Origin of the sequence: Shewanella abyssi, assembly GCF_023284025.1 — a bacterium.
GTDB classification, from domain to species: Bacteria; Pseudomonadota; Gammaproteobacteria; order Enterobacterales; family Shewanellaceae; genus Shewanella; species Shewanella abyssi.
This window is the reverse complement of sequence record NZ_JAKIKR010000014.1, coordinates 1-17134: the sequence shown is the minus strand read 5'-3', so window position 1 is coordinate 17134 and position 17134 is coordinate 1. Positions and strand designations below refer to the sequence as shown.

General features: G+C 45.0%; 13 protein-coding genes. 3 read left to right on the top strand and 10 right to left on the bottom strand.

The features are described 5' to 3' along the window. Positions 1 to 52 precede the first annotated feature (52 nt). Genes L2755_RS08280 through cobA form a run of 4 tightly spaced genes read right to left on the bottom strand, consistent with a single transcriptional unit; the run spans position 53 to position 5030 of the window. Complete coding sequence (locus L2755_RS08280; RefSeq protein ID WP_248980212.1) at positions 53 to 1777, bottom strand: SLC13 family permease; 1725 nt, start codon at positions 1775 to 1777, stop codon at positions 53 to 55. A 2-nt stretch (positions 1778 to 1779) separates the two neighbouring features. Next, the gene (gene cysN, locus L2755_RS08275; RefSeq protein WP_248980211.1) at positions 1780 to 3219 is read right to left on the bottom strand and encodes a sulfate adenylyltransferase subunit CysN; all 1440 of its coding nucleotides are present in this window, start codon (positions 3217 to 3219) and stop codon (positions 1780 to 1782) included. A 44-nt stretch (positions 3220 to 3263) separates the two neighbouring features. Then, positions 3264 to 4172 carry a sulfate adenylyltransferase subunit CysD gene (gene cysD / locus L2755_RS08270; protein ID WP_248980210.1) on the bottom strand — a complete coding sequence of 303 codons (909 nt, stop codon included), beginning with the start codon at positions 4170 to 4172 and terminating at the stop codon, positions 3264 to 3266. Between the two features lie 45 nt (positions 4173 to 4217). Beyond that, positions 4218 to 5030: a uroporphyrinogen-III C-methyltransferase gene (gene cobA, locus L2755_RS08265; protein ID WP_248980209.1), complete on the bottom strand. Its 813-nt coding sequence runs from the start codon at positions 5028 to 5030 to the stop codon at positions 4218 to 4220. A gap of 422 nt (positions 5031 to 5452) precedes the next feature. Here cobA and L2755_RS08260 point away from each other — a divergent pair, with 422 nt between their 5' ends. The 3 genes from L2755_RS08260 (at position 5453) to L2755_RS08250 (ending at position 8902) form a co-directional block, all read left to right on the top strand. After that, complete coding sequence (locus tag L2755_RS08260; RefSeq protein ID WP_248980208.1) at positions 5453 to 6400, top strand: phospholipase A; 948 nt, start codon at positions 5453 to 5455, stop codon at positions 6398 to 6400. 82 nt (positions 6401 to 6482) lie between these two features. Next, entirely contained in the window at positions 6483 to 7970 is a 1488-nt protein-coding gene (locus tag L2755_RS08255) for a S41 family peptidase (protein ID WP_248980207.1), read from the top strand. 68 nt (positions 7971 to 8038) lie between these two features. Next, the gene (locus tag L2755_RS08250) at positions 8039 to 8902 is read left to right on the top strand and encodes a PA4780 family RIO1-like protein kinase (protein ID WP_248980206.1); all 864 of its coding nucleotides are present in this window, start codon (positions 8039 to 8041) and stop codon (positions 8900 to 8902) included. A 115-nt stretch (positions 8903 to 9017) separates the two neighbouring features. Here the strand turns inward: L2755_RS08250 and L2755_RS08245 are convergent, their stop codons facing one another. From L2755_RS08245 to L2755_RS08220, 6 genes are all read right to left on the bottom strand, one after another. Next, positions 9018 to 9590, bottom strand: a complete 573-nt coding sequence (locus L2755_RS08245; RefSeq protein WP_248980270.1) for a peroxiredoxin family protein — start codon at positions 9588 to 9590, stop codon at positions 9018 to 9020. Between the two features lie 106 nt (positions 9591 to 9696). Continuing rightward, a complete protein-coding gene (locus L2755_RS08240) occupies positions 9697 to 10110 on the bottom strand; it encodes a DUF3010 family protein (protein WP_283102758.1) in 414 nt (137 codons plus the stop codon). A gap of 98 nt (positions 10111 to 10208) precedes the next feature. Further along, a complete protein-coding gene (locus tag L2755_RS08235; protein WP_248980204.1) occupies positions 10209 to 11933 on the bottom strand; it encodes a hypothetical protein in 1725 nt (574 codons plus the stop codon). A 777-nt stretch (positions 11934 to 12710) separates the two neighbouring features. Next, positions 12711 to 13475: a phosphoadenylyl-sulfate reductase gene (locus L2755_RS08230; RefSeq protein WP_248980203.1), complete on the bottom strand. Its 765-nt coding sequence runs from the start codon at positions 13473 to 13475 to the stop codon at positions 12711 to 12713. After that, a complete protein-coding gene (gene cysI, locus L2755_RS08225; RefSeq protein ID WP_248980202.1) occupies positions 13468 to 15165 on the bottom strand; it encodes an assimilatory sulfite reductase (NADPH) hemoprotein subunit in 1698 nt (565 codons plus the stop codon). The genes L2755_RS08230 and cysI overlap by 8 nt, the downstream gene beginning before the upstream one ends. Positions 15166 to 15265: 100 nt before the next feature. Then, positions 15266 to 17047: an assimilatory sulfite reductase (NADPH) flavoprotein subunit gene (locus L2755_RS08220; protein WP_248980201.1), complete on the bottom strand. Its 1782-nt coding sequence runs from the start codon at positions 17045 to 17047 to the stop codon at positions 15266 to 15268. Between the last annotated feature and the right edge of the window lie 87 nt (positions 17048 to 17134).

Genomic DNA, 17134 nt, shown 5'->3' with positions numbered 1-17134 from the left:
ATAAAATGCACCAAACTTACTCAACTTATGGTTTCAATATGGTATTACCACCTTAAAATGGGAAGAGCATCGGCACTAATATAATAACAATCGACGAGTACAACAGCGACAAGGGCAATCCCACTCTTAAAAAATCAGTAAAACGGTAATTGCCGGCGTTATAAACCATCAAATTTGTCTGGTAGCCATAGGGGGAGATGAAACTCGCACTGGCCCCAAAAACCACAGCAAGAATAAATGGCCTGGTATCGACTCCGTAGCTCATTGCAATAGCATAAGCGACAGGGAAAGCCAGCGCTGCAGCGGCATTATTGGTTATCAATTCGGTCAGTAATAACGTTAAAAAATACACACAAACAAAAGCCGCAAAGACCCCAAAACCATTCAATGATCCCAAGATGAAATTCGCAATATCATCAGCAAGACCAGTGGATAACATCAAATTAGCCAGACTTAACGCACTGCCAACAATGACCACTAACTCAATCGGAAAGCGTCGCCTTAATTCAGTTAAACTCACCGCGCCAATAGCGACGTAGCTAATCAATAGTAAGATTAAGCCTTTGATCAAAGGCAATGCACCAATCACGCTGGCAAAAATGGTCAACACAAAACCGAACAATACCCACTGACTGCGTTTTTTATCTAAGCGAACGCTAAGATCGAGGCCACTCACCGCAGCAAAATCTGACGCCAATTTGGCGTTATGGCTAAAACTATCGCCTGGCGTGATCAGTAATACGTCTCCCGCTTGTAACTCAATATCACCGAGGCCACCTTTTAATGGGTGGTGCCCGCGGCGAATAGCCAGAACAGCCCCATCAAATCGCTCTCGAAACTTAGAGGCCTTCAATGAAGTGCCGACCAGGCTTGATGTAGGGGCTAGCACAGCTTCAACCAAGTTTTGCCCTTTGGCTTGTTGCTTACCAAACCATTCGAGACCATCAAATTGATGTAATAGCTCCACCGATTCAACGGCACCACCAAAGCGCAATATGTCTTCACTTTGCAGAACCAGATGCGGCGGTACCGGACAAATACGAATGCCACTGCGTTCAAGTTCAACTAAATAGAGTTTTTTCAGTGCTCTTAGGCGATTGTCTATGACACTCCTGCCAATCAACTGTGACTTTTTTGCGACTCTGGCTTCAAGCAAGTAGGGTAAGCTTTCCTCTGCCCCCTCTTCACGCCTGTCGGGCAACACATTCGCCAGCAACACCAATAAACCTACACCTAAGGTTACAATCACCACTCCTATAATAGAGAACTCAAAAAAGCCCAAAGGCTCTAAGCCTGCATTCTCTACAAAGGAGTTTACAATCAGGTTAGTAGAAGTGCCGATTAGGGTTAATGTACCGCCAAGAATAGCCGCATATGACAGTGGCAATAACAGTTTAGCGGGGGCATGAGACTGATTCCGCCTAACTACGCCAATCAAGGACGACACCACAGCGGTATTATTAGTAAACGATGACAATAGCGCGCTTGAGAGGCCCAGCTTAGCGATAGTCGCTGCTAAAGATCCCCGTCCAACAACTTGACTAAGCTTACCCAGCAAAGAGGTTTTCTCAAGTGCCGCAGTCGCTAGAATAATCAGTACTAAGGTCACTAAACTGGCATTGGTAAAACTTGCCAATGCCGTCTCTAGCTCTACCATCCCTAGAAGATAGCTGGTTAATGCCGCGGTAAAAAATAGCGCAGCGGGTGTCCAAATCCCAGCCATTAAGGCAACGACTAGGGCAAATAATATGCTCGACAACACCCACAGTTCAGACACCACTAGCCCTCTAACTTGCTAATATCTAGCGCTTGCCAATGAGGATACTGCTTGCGGATCAACGCATTCAGCTCAAGTTCAAAACCTGTAAACTGGCTCGTTGATTTGCTCACTTTTGTGGTCGATACCGCCATGACGGCTGCCACTGTCGCATTGGATAATCTGTCGATTAAGATCATGCCGCCGGTGTCACGAATTAGCGTATAGGGGTCGATAGCAATCGCTTCATTAAGCTCTAGTGTCACCCGAGCCATATCATTTAAACCGATAACGTCACTATTTTTATGTTCTAAGGTATTGATATCGACTAGGTATTCGACAGCTGTAACACTGGCTTGTAGCTTCTTGCCCGCCACTTTCAGATCATAAAGCTGGCCTATTTGTAGCTGTTTCTCATCCATCCAAGCAATATCAGCACTGAGCTGATTTGCCAGTGTTGGCGCATTATCGACTTGTGACAGCAGATCACCACGAGAGATATCAATTTCATCTTCTAGGGTTAGTGTCACCGCTTGACCGGCAATCGCTTCGTCGAGATCACCATCAAATGTCACGATACGCTCAACCTTGCTGCGCTTGCCTGATGGCAAGGCCACCAGCTCGTCACCCACCTTGATAATGCCTGATGACACTGTGCCAGCAAAACCTCTGAAATCGAGATCTGGACGCAATACATATTGCACCGGAAAGCGTACGGGTAAGCTGTTTAACTCGCGCCGTGTATCGATGGTTTCTAACAATTCGAGTAGCGTACCATCGGTATACCAAGGCGTTTGAGTACTACGGTCGACCACATTGTCGCCTTTTAACGCCGATAGCGGCACATAGCGAATATCGATATCACCCAACTGCGCGGCAAACTCCGCAAAATCAGCCTTGATGTCATTAAAGACTTTTTCGTCAAAACCGAGTAGATCCATTTTATTGATGGCAACCACAAAGTGACGCAAACCAAGTTGTGAGGCAATAAAAGCATGGCGGCGAGTCTGTGTTTGTACGCCATAGCGCGCATCAACCAAAATAACCGCTAAGTCACAGGTCGATGCACCCGTGGCCATATTACGCGTGTACTGCTCATGGCCCGGTGTGTCGGCAATAATGAACTTGCGTTTGTCAGTTGAAAAATAGCGGTAAGCCACATCAATGGTAATGCCTTGCTCACGCTCTGCCTGCAAGCCATCAACCAGTAACGCCAGGTCAATCTCTCCACCTGTGGTGCCCATTTTGGCACTGTCACTCTTTAAACTCGCCAGTTGGTCTTCATAAATTTGCGCGCTGTCATGCAGTAAACGTCCTATCAAGGTACTTTTACCATCATCGACACTGCCGCATGTGAGAAAGCGCAACATGCCTTTATGTTGTTGCTGTGCTAAATACTCTTTCACACCTAACTCTTCTAGCTCAGCGGCTAAGCGGGTGTTGTTATCTACTGCTTGGTTCATGATTAATTCCTTTGAAATCTGACAATGCTTAGCACTTATTGCACCTAGAAGTAGCCTTGGCGCTTTTTAAGTTCCATCGATGCACTTTGATCTGAATCGATGAGCCGGCCCTGACGCTCACTTGAACGTGTTAGCAGCATCTCTTCAATAATCTTCTCCAGCGTGTCAGCTTCTGAGTGCATCGCCCCTGTTAATGGGTAGCAACCTAATGTTCTAAATCGCACTAATTCATTTTTAACCGTTTCGCCCTCTGCTAAAGGCAACCTGTCATCATCAACCATAATCATCATGCCATCACGCTCAACTACAGGACGTTTTTGGGCAAAATACAGGGGTACCAATTTAATATCTTCTTGGTAGATATATTGCCAAATATCTAACTCCGTCCAGTTTGAAAGTGGGAAGACTCGAATGCTTTCACCTTTATTGACGGCACCGTTATAGGTACGCCATAACTCTGGACGTTGATTTTTAGGGTCCCATGTATGGTGCTTATCACGGAACGAATATACCCGCTCTTTAGCGCGAGATTTCTCTTCATCGCGGCGAGCACCGCCAAACGCGGCATCAAAGCCATACTTATTTAACGCTTGCTTCAGTCCTTGAGTTTTCATGATGTCGGTATGTTTAGCACTACCATGGGTAAACGGACCAACTCCCATCGCTACACCTTCTGGGTTTTTATGCACCAGTAATTCAAAGCCAAACTCTTTGGCCTGGGCATCACGAAAGGCGATCATCTCTTTGAATTTCCAATCGGTATCCACATGCAGCAATGGAAAAGGAATTTTCCCTGGATAGAAAGCTTTGCGTGCCAAATGCAGCATCACAGAAGAATCTTTACCGATGGAATACATCATTACTGGGTTATCAAACTCGGCCGCGACTTCGCGAATAATTTGAATACTCTCAGCTTCTAGTTGTTGTAAATGGCTTAACTCTTTGGCGGCCATGCTAATTCTCCGTCTTCTTGAATCGATTGTGCTAAGCACATCTATTTAATTTGTGTTGCTAAGCTTGGCTGCGCTACCTTGCGCACCTTGGGGCTTAAACCAGTTGAGGCTATCAGCGAGTTCAACCACCTCACCTATCACCATCAATGCGGGCATCACTAATTCTGGGTCGGCAGCTAATTGTTCAATATTACCTAACGTGCCAATGAAGGTTCGCTGCTCATGGGTTGTTGCTTTCGATACTATGGCCACAGGGGTATTTAGCGACCGCCCAGCACCAACTAAGCCAGCTTTAATAACATCGGCGTTGAGGATCCCCATATACACCACTAAAGTGTTGTTAGGGTTGGCGTATCCTTGCCAATCCATTGGACGACTCGCTAACTGACAGTGACCAGTAATAAAGCTCACACCTTGAGCATAATCTCGGTGCGTCAATGGGATGCCTGCATAAGCAGCTGTGCCGCTTGCAGCGGTGATCCCTGGGACGACTTCAAACTCGAGACCCGCAGCAACAATCGTTTGTAACTCTTCACCACCACGACCAAAAATAAACGGGTCGCCACCTTTAAGGCGGACCACATTTTTACCGGTGAATGCCTTGGTCACCAACAATTGATTAATTTCGCTTTGCGCCGCGCTGTGTTTACCGGCACGCTTACCCACTGCAATTTTTTCAGCTTTAGTTGGAATGAGTGCCATGATATCTTCGCTCACTAAGGCGTCGTACAACACCACATCGGCAGATTGCAATACCCGATAAGCTTTGACCGTTAGCAGATCCACATCACCAGGGCCTGCTCCTACAAGCCACACCTTTCCTCCTGCGGCTTGACCCGGTAAAGATACAATCTCCATCACGCTACCTCACTCTAATTTGATAAGGTGAATATAGCCGCCCTCTTATTCCATAATAAATAGGAAATTCGAAGCATTTATAACTTTTAGTTATTAAAAAAGTCATGATATTGGCTCACAAATATAGCATTAAAATTAAATTAATATAAATCAATAGCTTAGTATCGGGGCGTGAGTTTGAGTGGCTACAAACTAGAGGTGCAGAGTGACCCATTTTGCTCTAAGTTATTGCATTTAGATCTAGGAGCCAATCTCAAAATCACGTTTATATCACGGTGGTGACCACTCCACTGACTCAGTTAGCAACTGAATGCCCTCATGTTGGTTACCAGCTTGCTATGGCGCTGTTAAACCCCGCAATAGCTAGGTAGAATTGCGACAAATAAAAATAAGCGCTGTTTTAACCACTTTCAGGGAATGTTATGAATACGCTAGGCACACTATTATTGTCTATTGGTTTAGGCTGCTCTTGTGCATCGTTTGCAGAAGCGACCGAGGCCGAGAAAACAGAAATCGTTAGCAAGAGCGAAGATATCGAAGTAAAAAGAGCACAATCACTGGTTGCAATGCGAGTCTCAGAAGAAACGGCAACAGGCAATCTGCCTTACGTGATTACGCCCCACAAGGTGAACTACATTCTTCCGCTGACTTACAGCTCCTCTCCTAATATTGAACCTTTTGCTAAAGAAGCTGCAGACCACCCCTTTGAACTGGATAATATCGAAGCCAAGTTTCAGATAAGCTTTAAATTTCCGCTGTGGCACAATGTTTTTGGCGATAACGGCCACCTTTTTGCGGCATACACCAACCAGTCATATTGGCAGGTATATAACAAGGATATCTCTTCACCCTTTAGAGAAACCAATCACGAACCTGAAATATTCATGGTATTCACTAATGATTGGCAAGTGGGACCTCTAAAGAACTCTTTTTGGGGAGTCGGTGCCGTGCATCAGTCCAACGGCCAAGCGGGGTCATTATCCAGGAGCTGGAATCGCTTATACGGCATGATGATATTTGATTCAGGTCCATTTGCGCTTGAGGCTAAGGCATGGTGGCGCATACCTGAAGATGAAAAAGAAACGCCTGACTCGCCAAGTGGTGATGATAACCCTGATATCACTGACTATATGGGCAACATTGAGTTCACCGGCGTCTATGGTATTGATGAGCATCGATTTAGCTTAATGGTGCGTAACTACATTCAAAAACCTAATTATGGCGCGGTAGAGTTTACCTGGAGCTACCCTATCATGGGCAATCTCAGACTCTATACTCAGTACTTCAATGGCTACGGCGAAAGTCTTATCGACTATAATGCACATAATCAACGCATAGGTATCGGGATCTCTATCAACGACATTTTGTAACTATGCTTAGCTAGCCTAGCTAATTAAGGGCTATGCAGGCTTAACCTAAAATAGCTTAAGCCTGCCATATCAAGGAATAGATATGAGCGAGAGCTTTAAAATCATAGTAATGTTATTAGCACTTATGATGGGCATAAGTGCGGCTCAACTGATTCGACTGTCCTTTTTCCCGCACACCGCCTCCTATCAACTGAGTCCAGAACAGCAGCGCCAAGATATTCGCCAACTCTTAGCCGCCATAAATCAAAAATCAGCTTTCGCAGCATTCGATCCCAGCCGCAAACACGCCTTTAATCAACAAGCACAATTACTGCTAAACACTAACTTAGCAGCCACTAATGCCGCTGCTTTTCAAATGAGACTACAGCGCTGGGTTTCATCGCTAAACGATCCTGCTATCACAGTAAGCTTGCCCGTTCGAGTGCAGCTGCTTGCCGATGTAAAACAGCTTCCTGGCCAGCTGCAATACGATGGTCGACATTGGTTAGTCTACACCGCAAAAAATAGACCCTTCGATGAGGATTTTCCTTATCTAACCCATATCGATGGACTCCCCATGCAACGCTGGGAAAAAGCAGCCCAGCTCTACATCCCCGACTCTATCAAGTTATCGGCAAAAGAGCAGAGTCATTGGCTACGGCGTATCAATCGACTTAAATTAGCTATAGGTCTAACAATCTCTAACAATATCGTTTTGACGCTCTCCAACCCCGAGGGCAACTCCATTCAGCGTAAGCTTGCTTTAGTCAGCAAGAATCAGCAGCGCGATTATATTCACCCGCTAACAGCATCGACCCAAGCGGTCCAATCTTCATCTATTGAACAACACGTTATTCGATACCCTGTAGATAATGAATTCGCGCCCATGATTTTGGAGCAACTCGCATCGAGCAATCCAGAACAAGATCTACTCCTCGATATCAGACATCTAGCCACAGCAGATACGGCTTTAACTCAGTGGCTACAAAGCCAGTTTGCACCGCAATACTCGGCATATAACCGTGCTATTGGGTTAATAAAATACAAACGCTACCCCCACGCAACCGCAACATCATTTGTTAATCAGCATTTTGAGCCCATTGAACGGCTACACTTTTTTGAGCAAGTTAACCTAGAAATGCTAGGGTTCAATAACCAAATTCAAGATTCGCCCAGCTTTAGCCATTGGCTTGTCCGCAGCTCAAATAACACCAGTTCAAACGACAAACTTAACTCACGTAAATTGAATCTATTAGTCGACTCTAGTTGTCAGCAAGAGTGTGAATGGCTGGCATTGATGGCATCTGCATGGCCAAATGTACAACTTGTTGGGGAAAGAACCAGAGGTAGCCCAAGCCCGCGCCATTACATCACACTCATCCAAAGTGGCATAAAGCTTAGCTTCAGTGCTGGCTTAACTTACAGCGCTCAAGGAAAGTTAGTCTCAGGGATTGGCATTCCTCCAACAATACGCCTTACTAACCTCGCTCTTAGTCAAGAAAGTATCAAGCAATTGATCGCCGCTAAATCTGGCGTTCCAACACACACATCAAGCGTCAATACACTCTCAACAGCTAAAAGATCGCCATAAAGGCATCTTTTACGATGAAGATCCGCACTTTTGTTCCATCGCTTGCTTAAGTAGGGTATAAGGGCACTATGAAAACCCCTAAACGACTCCAACCATTGGTTGATGAAGGATTAATAGACGAAGTTATTCGTCCGTTAATGAGTGGAAAAGAAGCCGACGTCTATATCGTAAGATGTGGTGATGATGTCCGCTGCGCGAAAATCTACAAAGAAGCCGACAAACGTAGCTTTAAAAAAGCTGTCGAATATCGTGAAGGCCGTAAAGGTCGCAATAGCCGCCGTGCTCGTGCGATGGAAAAAGGCTCCAATTATGGCCGTCAAGAGCAGGAGCAAGCCTGGCAGAATGCCGAAGTCGATGCTTTGTATCGCCTCGCTTACGCTGGAGTACGAGTGCCTCAACCCTACGGCTGCTTTGACGGTGTTTTGCTGATGGAGCTGGTGACCGATGACGCTGGCTACGTTGCACCTAGATTAAACGATATTACCCTCACAGCAGAGATGGCCATCGCCCACCATTATCAAGTCATGAAAGATGTGCAGCGTATGCTTTGTGCCGGTCTTATCCATGGCGACTTGTCTGAATTTAATGTGCTGCTAGATGATATTGGTCCTGTGATTATCGATCTACCACAAGCTGTCGATGCTGCAGCAAATAATAACGCCAAGCGCATGTTATTGCGTGATGTGAATAACATGACCCAATATTATGGCCAGTTTGCTCCCTCGGTGCTCAAAACCAAGTATGCGCAAGAGATGTGGCTGAAATTTGAATCAGGCGATCTTACACCAGAGAGTGAATTAACCGGCGAATTTGTTGAGAGTGAGCATACCGCGGATATCAATGCGGTATTGGAAGAGATCCAAGCGGCATTCGAAGAGGAACAAGAACGCAAAGAGCGGATCAGTGATGCCGCAGCACAAGATGAGTATTAAGTAAGTAGCCTTTCTTCTCTGTAAACTAATTATAAAAAAGCCCAACACATAAAGTGTTGGGCTTTTTAATATCAAATACAGCTTAAAACTATAATGCCATTAGAACAGCTGAAATCTACTCTACTTGAGCTGATTCGCTACTGCTAGCAGGCTCATCTTCAGCCGCTTTTTCAATCCCAAGCACCTTTAACGTTGCAGCAATGTCTTCAGCTGCCGTTTCGGCATTGATGTCATCATCAATTTTTAAAATCTTACCATCTTCACCGATGTAAAAAGTCACTCGGCTGGCAACACGGACAAAATTAAGCACATCATAGGCTTTGGCCGTTTCTTTGGTCGGATCGCTCAGCATTGGAAAGTCTGCTTTTTGCTCTTTAGCAAACGCTTGGTTATCTTCAAGATCGTCGACGCTCACCATCATATATACCGCGTTGTACTCGCGGATCAGGTGCCCTTTCTGTACTAAAGACTTACATTCGAGGGTACAACCATGCGTATTCGCCATTGGATACCATGCCAATACTAGCGTCTGCTTGCCTTTATAGTCACTCAGTTGATAGAAGTGGCCATCAGTGGCCTGAAGCTTAAAATTGGGCGCTGTGTCACCCACCTTTAAATCGGTCGCCATGGCCGTTAATGGTAACAGTAGAGCTGCCGCTAAAAGTATTTTTGACGTTTTCTTCATCATTGTTTTAATCATTGCTTTCACCTAATTTTTACTATGTTGCCTGTCATTGTTATACCACTAATCATAGCCGCAAAACAAAAAGTTCACCTACGCTGGTAGTAACTCTTTAGCCTAAGCATTCAAATGCCAAATCGTAGGCCTTACCTAAATCAACCGTCTTAGGGCGACAACTTTTAAGCTCACTATACTTCTTGTCTGACGCCCGTAATGTGGCGGGGTGGATAAACTCAACCTCACAACTGCATGTTGCAAGAATAGCGCCTTCCATCAAAAATGTGCCAGCTCCGCCTGCACCCTGCCCTGTTGTCGCTCGCCGATTAAGCACCAATTTATCAACAGAAAAATCACTGATGTGATGACTTATTTGAGCGATAAATGCAACCACATCAGTTTGTGTAGGATTTTTAAGTAAACTAAATTTAGTGACTTTCGGCGCGATCAAACTATGACTTGCACGCTCTCCTGTTAGCGTCACAACCCTAACCTCATTCGCTTTTAAAAAGAGCCCAGCAACAATCAAACTAATTCCCCTAAATCGACACTATCTTAAAGATGAAGATAAAAATGCCAGCTTTTTACACTGGCGTTTTTTCAATGGTTTTAACCTTGTACTTAAGGTTACTTGCCAGCGCGCGAATTCACTGTCGAATCAATAATAATACCTTTATCATCGACATCAAGCTCAACTTTAACGCGCATATCATAATCCTTCATCGCCTTGAACTCCTCTGGAACTGGCTCTCCAGTGAGCTCAATAAACTTAAGCAGCGGCGCAAACATTTTCATATAGTCAGCTGACATTGCTAGCAAGCCATTGCTTGCTATAGGCTCAGAGCTAAGCGTATTGGCAACCGCTTCACCTTTATCACCAAAGAACAACACCAAATGGTTGCCCTTTACTGCTAACTTAGCGGTGACTTTCATCTCTGGAGGCATCGGCAATACATCGTTCAAAACAATCGCACTGCCATCTGTCGGTAATTGAATGTTGGCCAGCTCAGGAGCGAATGGCTTAACCATATTAAACAGCATGGCTGGGTTTTCGGCAGACAAGGTCATCACCGCATCCAAGCTTTCAATCTCAGGAGAGTCAACATCATCATTGATCTTATAGTCAATCACTGACAAACCAACACCTTTGACCCCATTCGCCATTCCGGTAACCATACCAAGCATGGCAGGGCTCTGTTGACTCATCTGTGCTTGCATCTCTTGCAATGGCGCGCACTGATATTCAGGCGTTAACATCTCATCCCAAATGGCCTGTAAAGATGGCACCATTTGGTTGATATCGATACCTAATCCTAGCGTCGCGACGCTGTTATCAATATCTTGCACATAAGCTGGAATATATCCGCGCATCTGTTGATATGCATCGAGCATAATTTGGTTTTTACTTTCAAAAACCACTCTATAACTCAGTGAGCTTTCTGTACTTGTAATATCCATTTTGTCATAACCGGCAACCGTACGCGGCCAGTTGGCAGCAATTGCCGACAACTCTTGGTTGCATACTGGCGATCTCAGTTCAACAAAAGGATCTTCTTCTGCCATTTCAAATAACTTAGTCATTTGACGGGCCAGTTGATTGCCATCAGTGCTAGTGAATGCTTTTACAATCTCCTGATGATTGATATAGCTGATACCTTCATTGGTAAAACCATGTTTAGCAATGATATCTTCAATAATTTTAGCGTCGACAATTGAATGCTCAACGGGTGTCACCGCTAGGGCTGTTTCCAATAAAGCGGGTTCACTAAATGATGTATCTAAAGTCAGTGTTAAAATCGAATCATATACTGCTACAACAAGATTAATATGCTCATCTTCATTTGTGTCAGTAAGCCGATAACTGCGGTAATTGACGCCCTTGAGTTGAGCTGGAACATGCTTTAAACCACTGTCAATTTCAGCTTTATCCAGTAATGCCCATATCGCATCGGCATTAGTCACTTCAAGCTTAAGCACAGGCATTGCGCCGAGGGTATAAAAGTAGCTACGGACATTGTCAGCTAAGCCGAATGTACTAACAAAAGTGTCACCATCCTTCATTGCCGCTAAATATGACTTCATTAGGCTAAGAAAAAACTGTGCCCGAGGCTCGTCCTCATCTTCCCACTCACCTAACGAGTTTGCACCGGATTGCTTATAAGCGTCAGAAAGTGAATTGATATATGACTTGATCGGGAATGGCTGCAGCTGTGCAGAAAATATGGGGGTGTCAGCAGGGATATAAGCCATGACATCGTTATCACTTGCTGATACTTCAACCTCTTGTTGACTATACCAATACCCACCTGCACCAACGGCAACAACAGCCGCTGCAACTAGCATCTTATTCATTTAAAAACTCCATTTAATAATTCCATCAATCCAATCATTGACACTATGTTTAACGCTGCCACTGCATGTTTAACCCAACAACCGGTGGCGATCTAATAATACAAATTACTTAGCAGGATATATTACATCATTATTTAATGAAATATATAACCTAAGCATTTGATTTCGTATCAAGCTATGTTCAAGCGTAAGGCTGGTTCACTTACATCGAGTCACAACTATCCACTGTAGGGAAACAACATAAAGAAAGGTTTAAGAAGATGATGAGCATAGTGGATATGTGATAAGCCCCAAGCAGTCCAATCAGACTACTTGGGGGATAACTCGCTTTGGATGAGCTGGCGCTAGCAAGCCAATCTAAGCACTCAATAAAGCCACCTAATGATGAGCGAAACTGAGCTTGGTTTGTTTGGTTACTGACGGCTCTGTCTGCGATATTTAGAGAAGCTATATTGATAGGAGAATTAATACAATTCTCAACCATAAACTAAGCCACCGGAAGACTAAATATTGCGCAGCCCAAACAGGCTTGATACAGAACAGTTTCCTAAAACCATCTACGGGAACGTTGAACTATAGACTAAAAAAAACCGCTGTGCATAACCATGTGAGTAAAAATGTACAAATTCTTACCGAAAGAGATTGAAAGCAGCTAAAGCCCTTTATTTATATGAGGTTAAAATAATAATCAACTTATAGGTAAAGCGTAAAATGTACATTCGTACCACTTAATTAAACCTTAACACGCAGCAATATATCGACCAGTTCGTCTCGGTGTTATATATCGTAATGTAAGCCACATTCACGTTTAACACCGTTGAACCTGGTCTCCTCTTCAGTCATCCCCACTTCAAGCGGTTTACTTGAGTGAATATCACCTACGGAAACATAACCTTGGTCCCATAATGGATGGTAAGGCAGCTCAAAAGCCGTTAAATATTCGTGTACCTGTTTATTGTTCCAATCAATAATTGGTAGCACTTTATAACGGTTACCATGAATGGCTAGCACCTGTAGCGCTTCGCGAGTACTTGATTGCGAGCGTCTAAGCCCTGCGAACCAGGTGCCAACATCTAGCTCCTTTAACGCCCGCTGCATAGGCTCGACTTTATTGATTTGGTTGTAACGATCTAAGCCATCAAGACCTTGCAACCAAAGAAAACCAAACTTAGCTTCTTGCCAAGCTGAGCTTAACGGTGAGGCATATACCTTAAGATTCAGCTTCAACCGCTCAGTCAACTCATCAATAAACCGATAGGTTTGGCTAAACAAGTAGCCAGTATCGGTTAAGATCACCGGAATGTCGGGCTTTTCAGCGCTCAACATATGCAACATCACCGCTGCTTGAATACCGAAACTTGACGACAATGCCGCGTTACCAGGCAGATACTCCAGCGCCCATCGGACTCGCAGCTCAGGCGTTAGCTCATCGAGAAAACGGTTCACTTTTTCAAGTTCGCTACGCTGCTCTATTACTGGCGCTGTCAGCAAGGCTGCCAGCGCATCTTTAGAGATAACAGATTCTATCTGCAGATCAGCCATGAAATTCCTTAGCAGCATCAATCACTGCGGCCACTACACCAATACGAACGGTATAGTTACCAAACGTTTCAGCTGTTTCTCGCTCAGCGACATAACGAGCAAACAAGCCATCAAGTTCAGCAAGAATTTCAGTTTCCTGAATATTCTCACGGTAGAGTTTATTGAGTCGTGTTCCTTCATAGCTCGCGCCAAGGTAGAGATTATAACGACCAGGAGCTTTACCCACTAAACCAATTTCTGCGGCAAACGGACGAGCGCAGCCATTAGGGCAACCTGTCATGCGAATGACAATACCTTGATCTAAGAAACCATGCTTATCTTGCAAGGCTTCTACCTTGGTTAGAAAGTCCGGGAAATAACGCTCAGCTTCAGCCATTGCTAACGCGCAGGTCGGCAATGCTACACAGGCAATAGAGCGGCCACGTGTTTCGCTAATAAGCTTACCCATTAGGCCGTGTTGTCTTGCCAGCGCTTCGACTTTGTCTTTATCTGCCGCTGGCACGCCGGCCACTATAATATTCTGGTTAGAGGTCATGCGGAAATCACCTTGGTGAATTTTCGCTATCTCTCTAAGCCCTGTTTGCAAAGGTTGCCCTGGCAAATCTTTAACACGACCACCTTCAATAAAGAGGGTTAAGTGCCAGTTGTCATCAACGCCCTGCTTCCAGCCATATCGATCACCACGGTCGCCAATCACAACATCGCGTTTGGGCTCAAAGTTAATCCCGGTGCGCTTTTCAACTTCGGCCTTGAAGACGTCATAGCCATGCTTAACAATGGTGTACTTAAGACGTGATAACTTACGATTTTCTCGATTTCCCCAATCACGTTGCACCGTCATTATCGCTTCAGCAAACTTAAGCGTATCTTCCGCTTTGATATAACCAAAGTCATCTGCTAAACGTGGGAAGGTAGTCACTTCACCATGAGTCGAGCCCATGCCGCCACCCGCAACCAGGTTAAAGCCAACAAGTTCGCCCGCTTCGGCAACGGCTATAAATCCTAAATCATTGGTGTAAACGTCTACATCGTTATCCGGTGGCACAGCGACTGCCATTTTAAACTTACGTGGCAGATACGTTTTACCATAAACGGGCTCAACCTCTTCACCTTCGGTGGTCACTAGCTTTTCATCATCTAACCAGATCTCTGCGTAAGCTTTGGTGTGCGGCAGCATGTTGTCCGACAACTTTTTCGCGTAAGCATAAGCTTGCTGGTGCAGCTTAGATTCAACCGGATTTGGATTACACATCACGTTACGGTTCACATCACCGCAAGCTGCAATAGAATCTAATGCTTCGCGATCAAGATCTTTGATGATGGTCTTCAAATTACGCTTTGAAATACCATGATATTGAAACGTCTGACGCGTCGTTAGACGAATACTGTTAGAGCTGGTTAAGTTAGAGGCTATCTCATCAACCGCTAACCACTGCTTAGGCGAACATACACCGCCCGCAACACGAGCACGCAGCATAAAGCTGTATAAAGGCTCCAGTTTTTGCTCTTTACGTTCATTACGTAGATCGCGGTCATCTTGCTGATAGAAGCCGTGGAATTTAATTAACTGCTGGTCACCTTCACTAAAGGCACCAGTGACAGCCGTATCCAAACCTTCTTGAATGGTGCCACGCAGGTAATCACTGTCAGTCTTTAAATACTCGTTTATTGCTAACTTCTTCTCACTCATAGCAAGATACTCTCTATTATTCTTTATATATTTAGCGCTGACGTTAGTGTTGCCAGCGACTCATCAATGGGTTCTTAATCAAGGCCAATCTTGTAAAAGACTAGTAAACGTCTTTTTGGTAACGCTTAGCTGCTCGCAGTGTTTCTAGATAATCTTCAGCCTGCTCAGGGGTTTTGCCACCAAACTTTATGACGACATCCAACAGTGCTTGGTGAACATCTTTTGCCATACGCTCGGCATCACCACAAACATAGAAATGAGCACCCGATTCAAGCCACTGCCATAATGTTTCACCCTGTTCGATAATTTTATGCTGTACATACACCTTGTGAGCTTGGTCGCGGGAGAATGCCAGATCAATACGCGACAGCTCACCGCTTTGAACATACTGCTGCCACTCAGTTTGATAGAGAAAGTCTTGCTCGAAATGAGGGTTACCAAAGATTAACCAGGCATTACCTGCAATACCTTGAGCTGAGCGCTGCTGCATAAAAGCTCTAAACGGTGCCACGCCAGTACCAGGGCCAACCATGATGACCGGAGTGTCTGGGTTTTCGGGGAGACGGAAGTGGTTATTGGGCTCAACGTAGACATTAACTTGCTGACCCTCTTCGGCACTCGCTAGAAATTGAGAGGCGCCGCCAAATCGAGCCACACCTTCACGTTCATCTTCAACCAATGCCACGGTTAAATGCACTTCAGATTCAACTTCCGCTTGGCTAGAAGCTATCGAGTACAATCTTGGGGTGATACCACGCAGCAAGCTAACCAATTGCTCGGCGCTGACGCTAGCAGGGAATTGCTGAACTAAATCGGCAACTTGGTTGTTATTAACATATTCACGCACCAAGGCTTTATCGGTACTGATATCGAGTAGTGCTTGATTTTGGCTCAATTCAGCCCAACCAGTGACTAAGCCTGGGTAAAGCTGAGTTAACTCTTTCTTGTTAGTCAGTGCGTCTCGCAAGCTCATTGTGTCGCTGCCAAGGCTGACTTGGTCATCGCCATTAAGACTTAAATTTTCAAGCAACTCACTCACCAAGGCTGCACTGTTGGTAAACCAAACACCTAATGCGTCACCCGCTTGATAACTAATACCTGAATCACCCAGCTCTATTTCGACGTGACGAACATCTCGGTCAGAATCTCGGCCTGTCAGTTTTTGGCTCACCAGCAGCTCTGCCGTGTAGGGCTTTTGCTTGGTAAAGCTAGCAGTTGCTGATTGAGTGGTGCTCGCAATCGACACTACACTGGCACCAGTACTTTGAACAAGCGGCTTAACCGCTTCAAGTACGCTTTCCTGCCACTTAGCGGCGTGTTCTTCATAGTCCACATCGCACTCAACTAAAGGTGAAATTGATGTTGCACCAAGTGCTGCAAGGCGCACATCGAAGTCTTTACCCGTTTGGCAGAAGAACTCGTAACTTGAATCACCCAGTGCCAATATCGAATAATTGAGCTTATCTAGTTTAGGGGCACGCTTTGAGGCTAAAAACTTGTGCAGTTCAATGGCGTCATCGGGAGCTTCACCTTCGCCATGAGTACTGACCACAAACAGCATTAATGTTTCTTGCTTTAGTTGACGGGTTTTGTAGTCCCCCATGGAAACGAGGTTAACCGCATAACCTTGGGCTTGCGCCTTTTCAGCAAGTTCTGCTGCAACGCCACGACCATTACCGGTTTGGCTACCATATAAAATAGTAATCACTTGCTCAGCAGTTGCTTGTGGTACCACTGAAGTTCCTTGCTCTGAGGTTGCAGCAAGATAGCCACTCACCCACGCAAGTTGTACGGCACTCAATTCAGCAGTGAACTGCTTTAGTTTATCGACCTGCCCAGAAGACAAAGGTGATGCGAGTGATGAAAGCTCTTTTAACAACATAAGGACGGCCCTGTATCAGTTTAATGTTGGCAAGCTTAGCGTCTCTGCCGGAAAGTAAAAAAGAATAAAAAATGATTTTTAATTCCA

Bases quoted from the DNA above. Each gene is read 5' to 3' on its own strand.
- cysN (WP_248980211.1), bottom strand. From the start codon at position 3,219: ATGAACCAAGCAGTAGATAACAACACCCGCTTAGCCGCTGAGCTAGAA.
- cysD (WP_248980210.1), bottom strand. From the start codon at position 4,172: ATGGCCGCCAAAGAGTTAAGCCATTTACAACAACTAGAAGCTGAGAGT.
- cobA (WP_248980209.1), bottom strand. From the start codon at position 5,030: ATGGAGATTGTATCTTTACCGGGTCAAGCCGCAGGAGGAAAGGTGTGG.
- L2755_RS08260 (WP_248980208.1), top strand. From the start codon at position 5,453: ATGAATACGCTAGGCACACTATTATTGTCTATTGGTTTAGGCTGCTCT.
- L2755_RS08255 (WP_248980207.1), top strand. From the start codon at position 6,483: ATGAGCGAGAGCTTTAAAATCATAGTAATGTTATTAGCACTTATGATG.
- L2755_RS08250 (WP_248980206.1), top strand. From the start codon at position 8,039: ATGAAAACCCCTAAACGACTCCAACCATTGGTTGATGAAGGATTAATA.
- L2755_RS08245 (WP_248980270.1), bottom strand. From the start codon at position 9,590: ATGATGAAGAAAACGTCAAAAATACTTTTAGCGGCAGCTCTACTGTTA.
- L2755_RS08235 (WP_248980204.1), bottom strand. From the start codon at position 11,933: ATGAATAAGATGCTAGTTGCAGCGGCTGTTGTTGCCGTTGGTGCAGGT.
- L2755_RS08230 (WP_248980203.1), bottom strand. From the start codon at position 13,475: ATGGCTGATCTGCAGATAGAATCTGTTATCTCTAAAGATGCGCTGGCA.
- cysI (WP_248980202.1), bottom strand. From the start codon at position 15,165: ATGAGTGAGAAGAAGTTAGCAATAAACGAGTATTTAAAGACTGACAGT.
- L2755_RS08220 (WP_248980201.1), bottom strand. From the start codon at position 17,047: ATGTTGTTAAAAGAGCTTTCATCACTCGCATCACCTTTGTCTTCTGGG.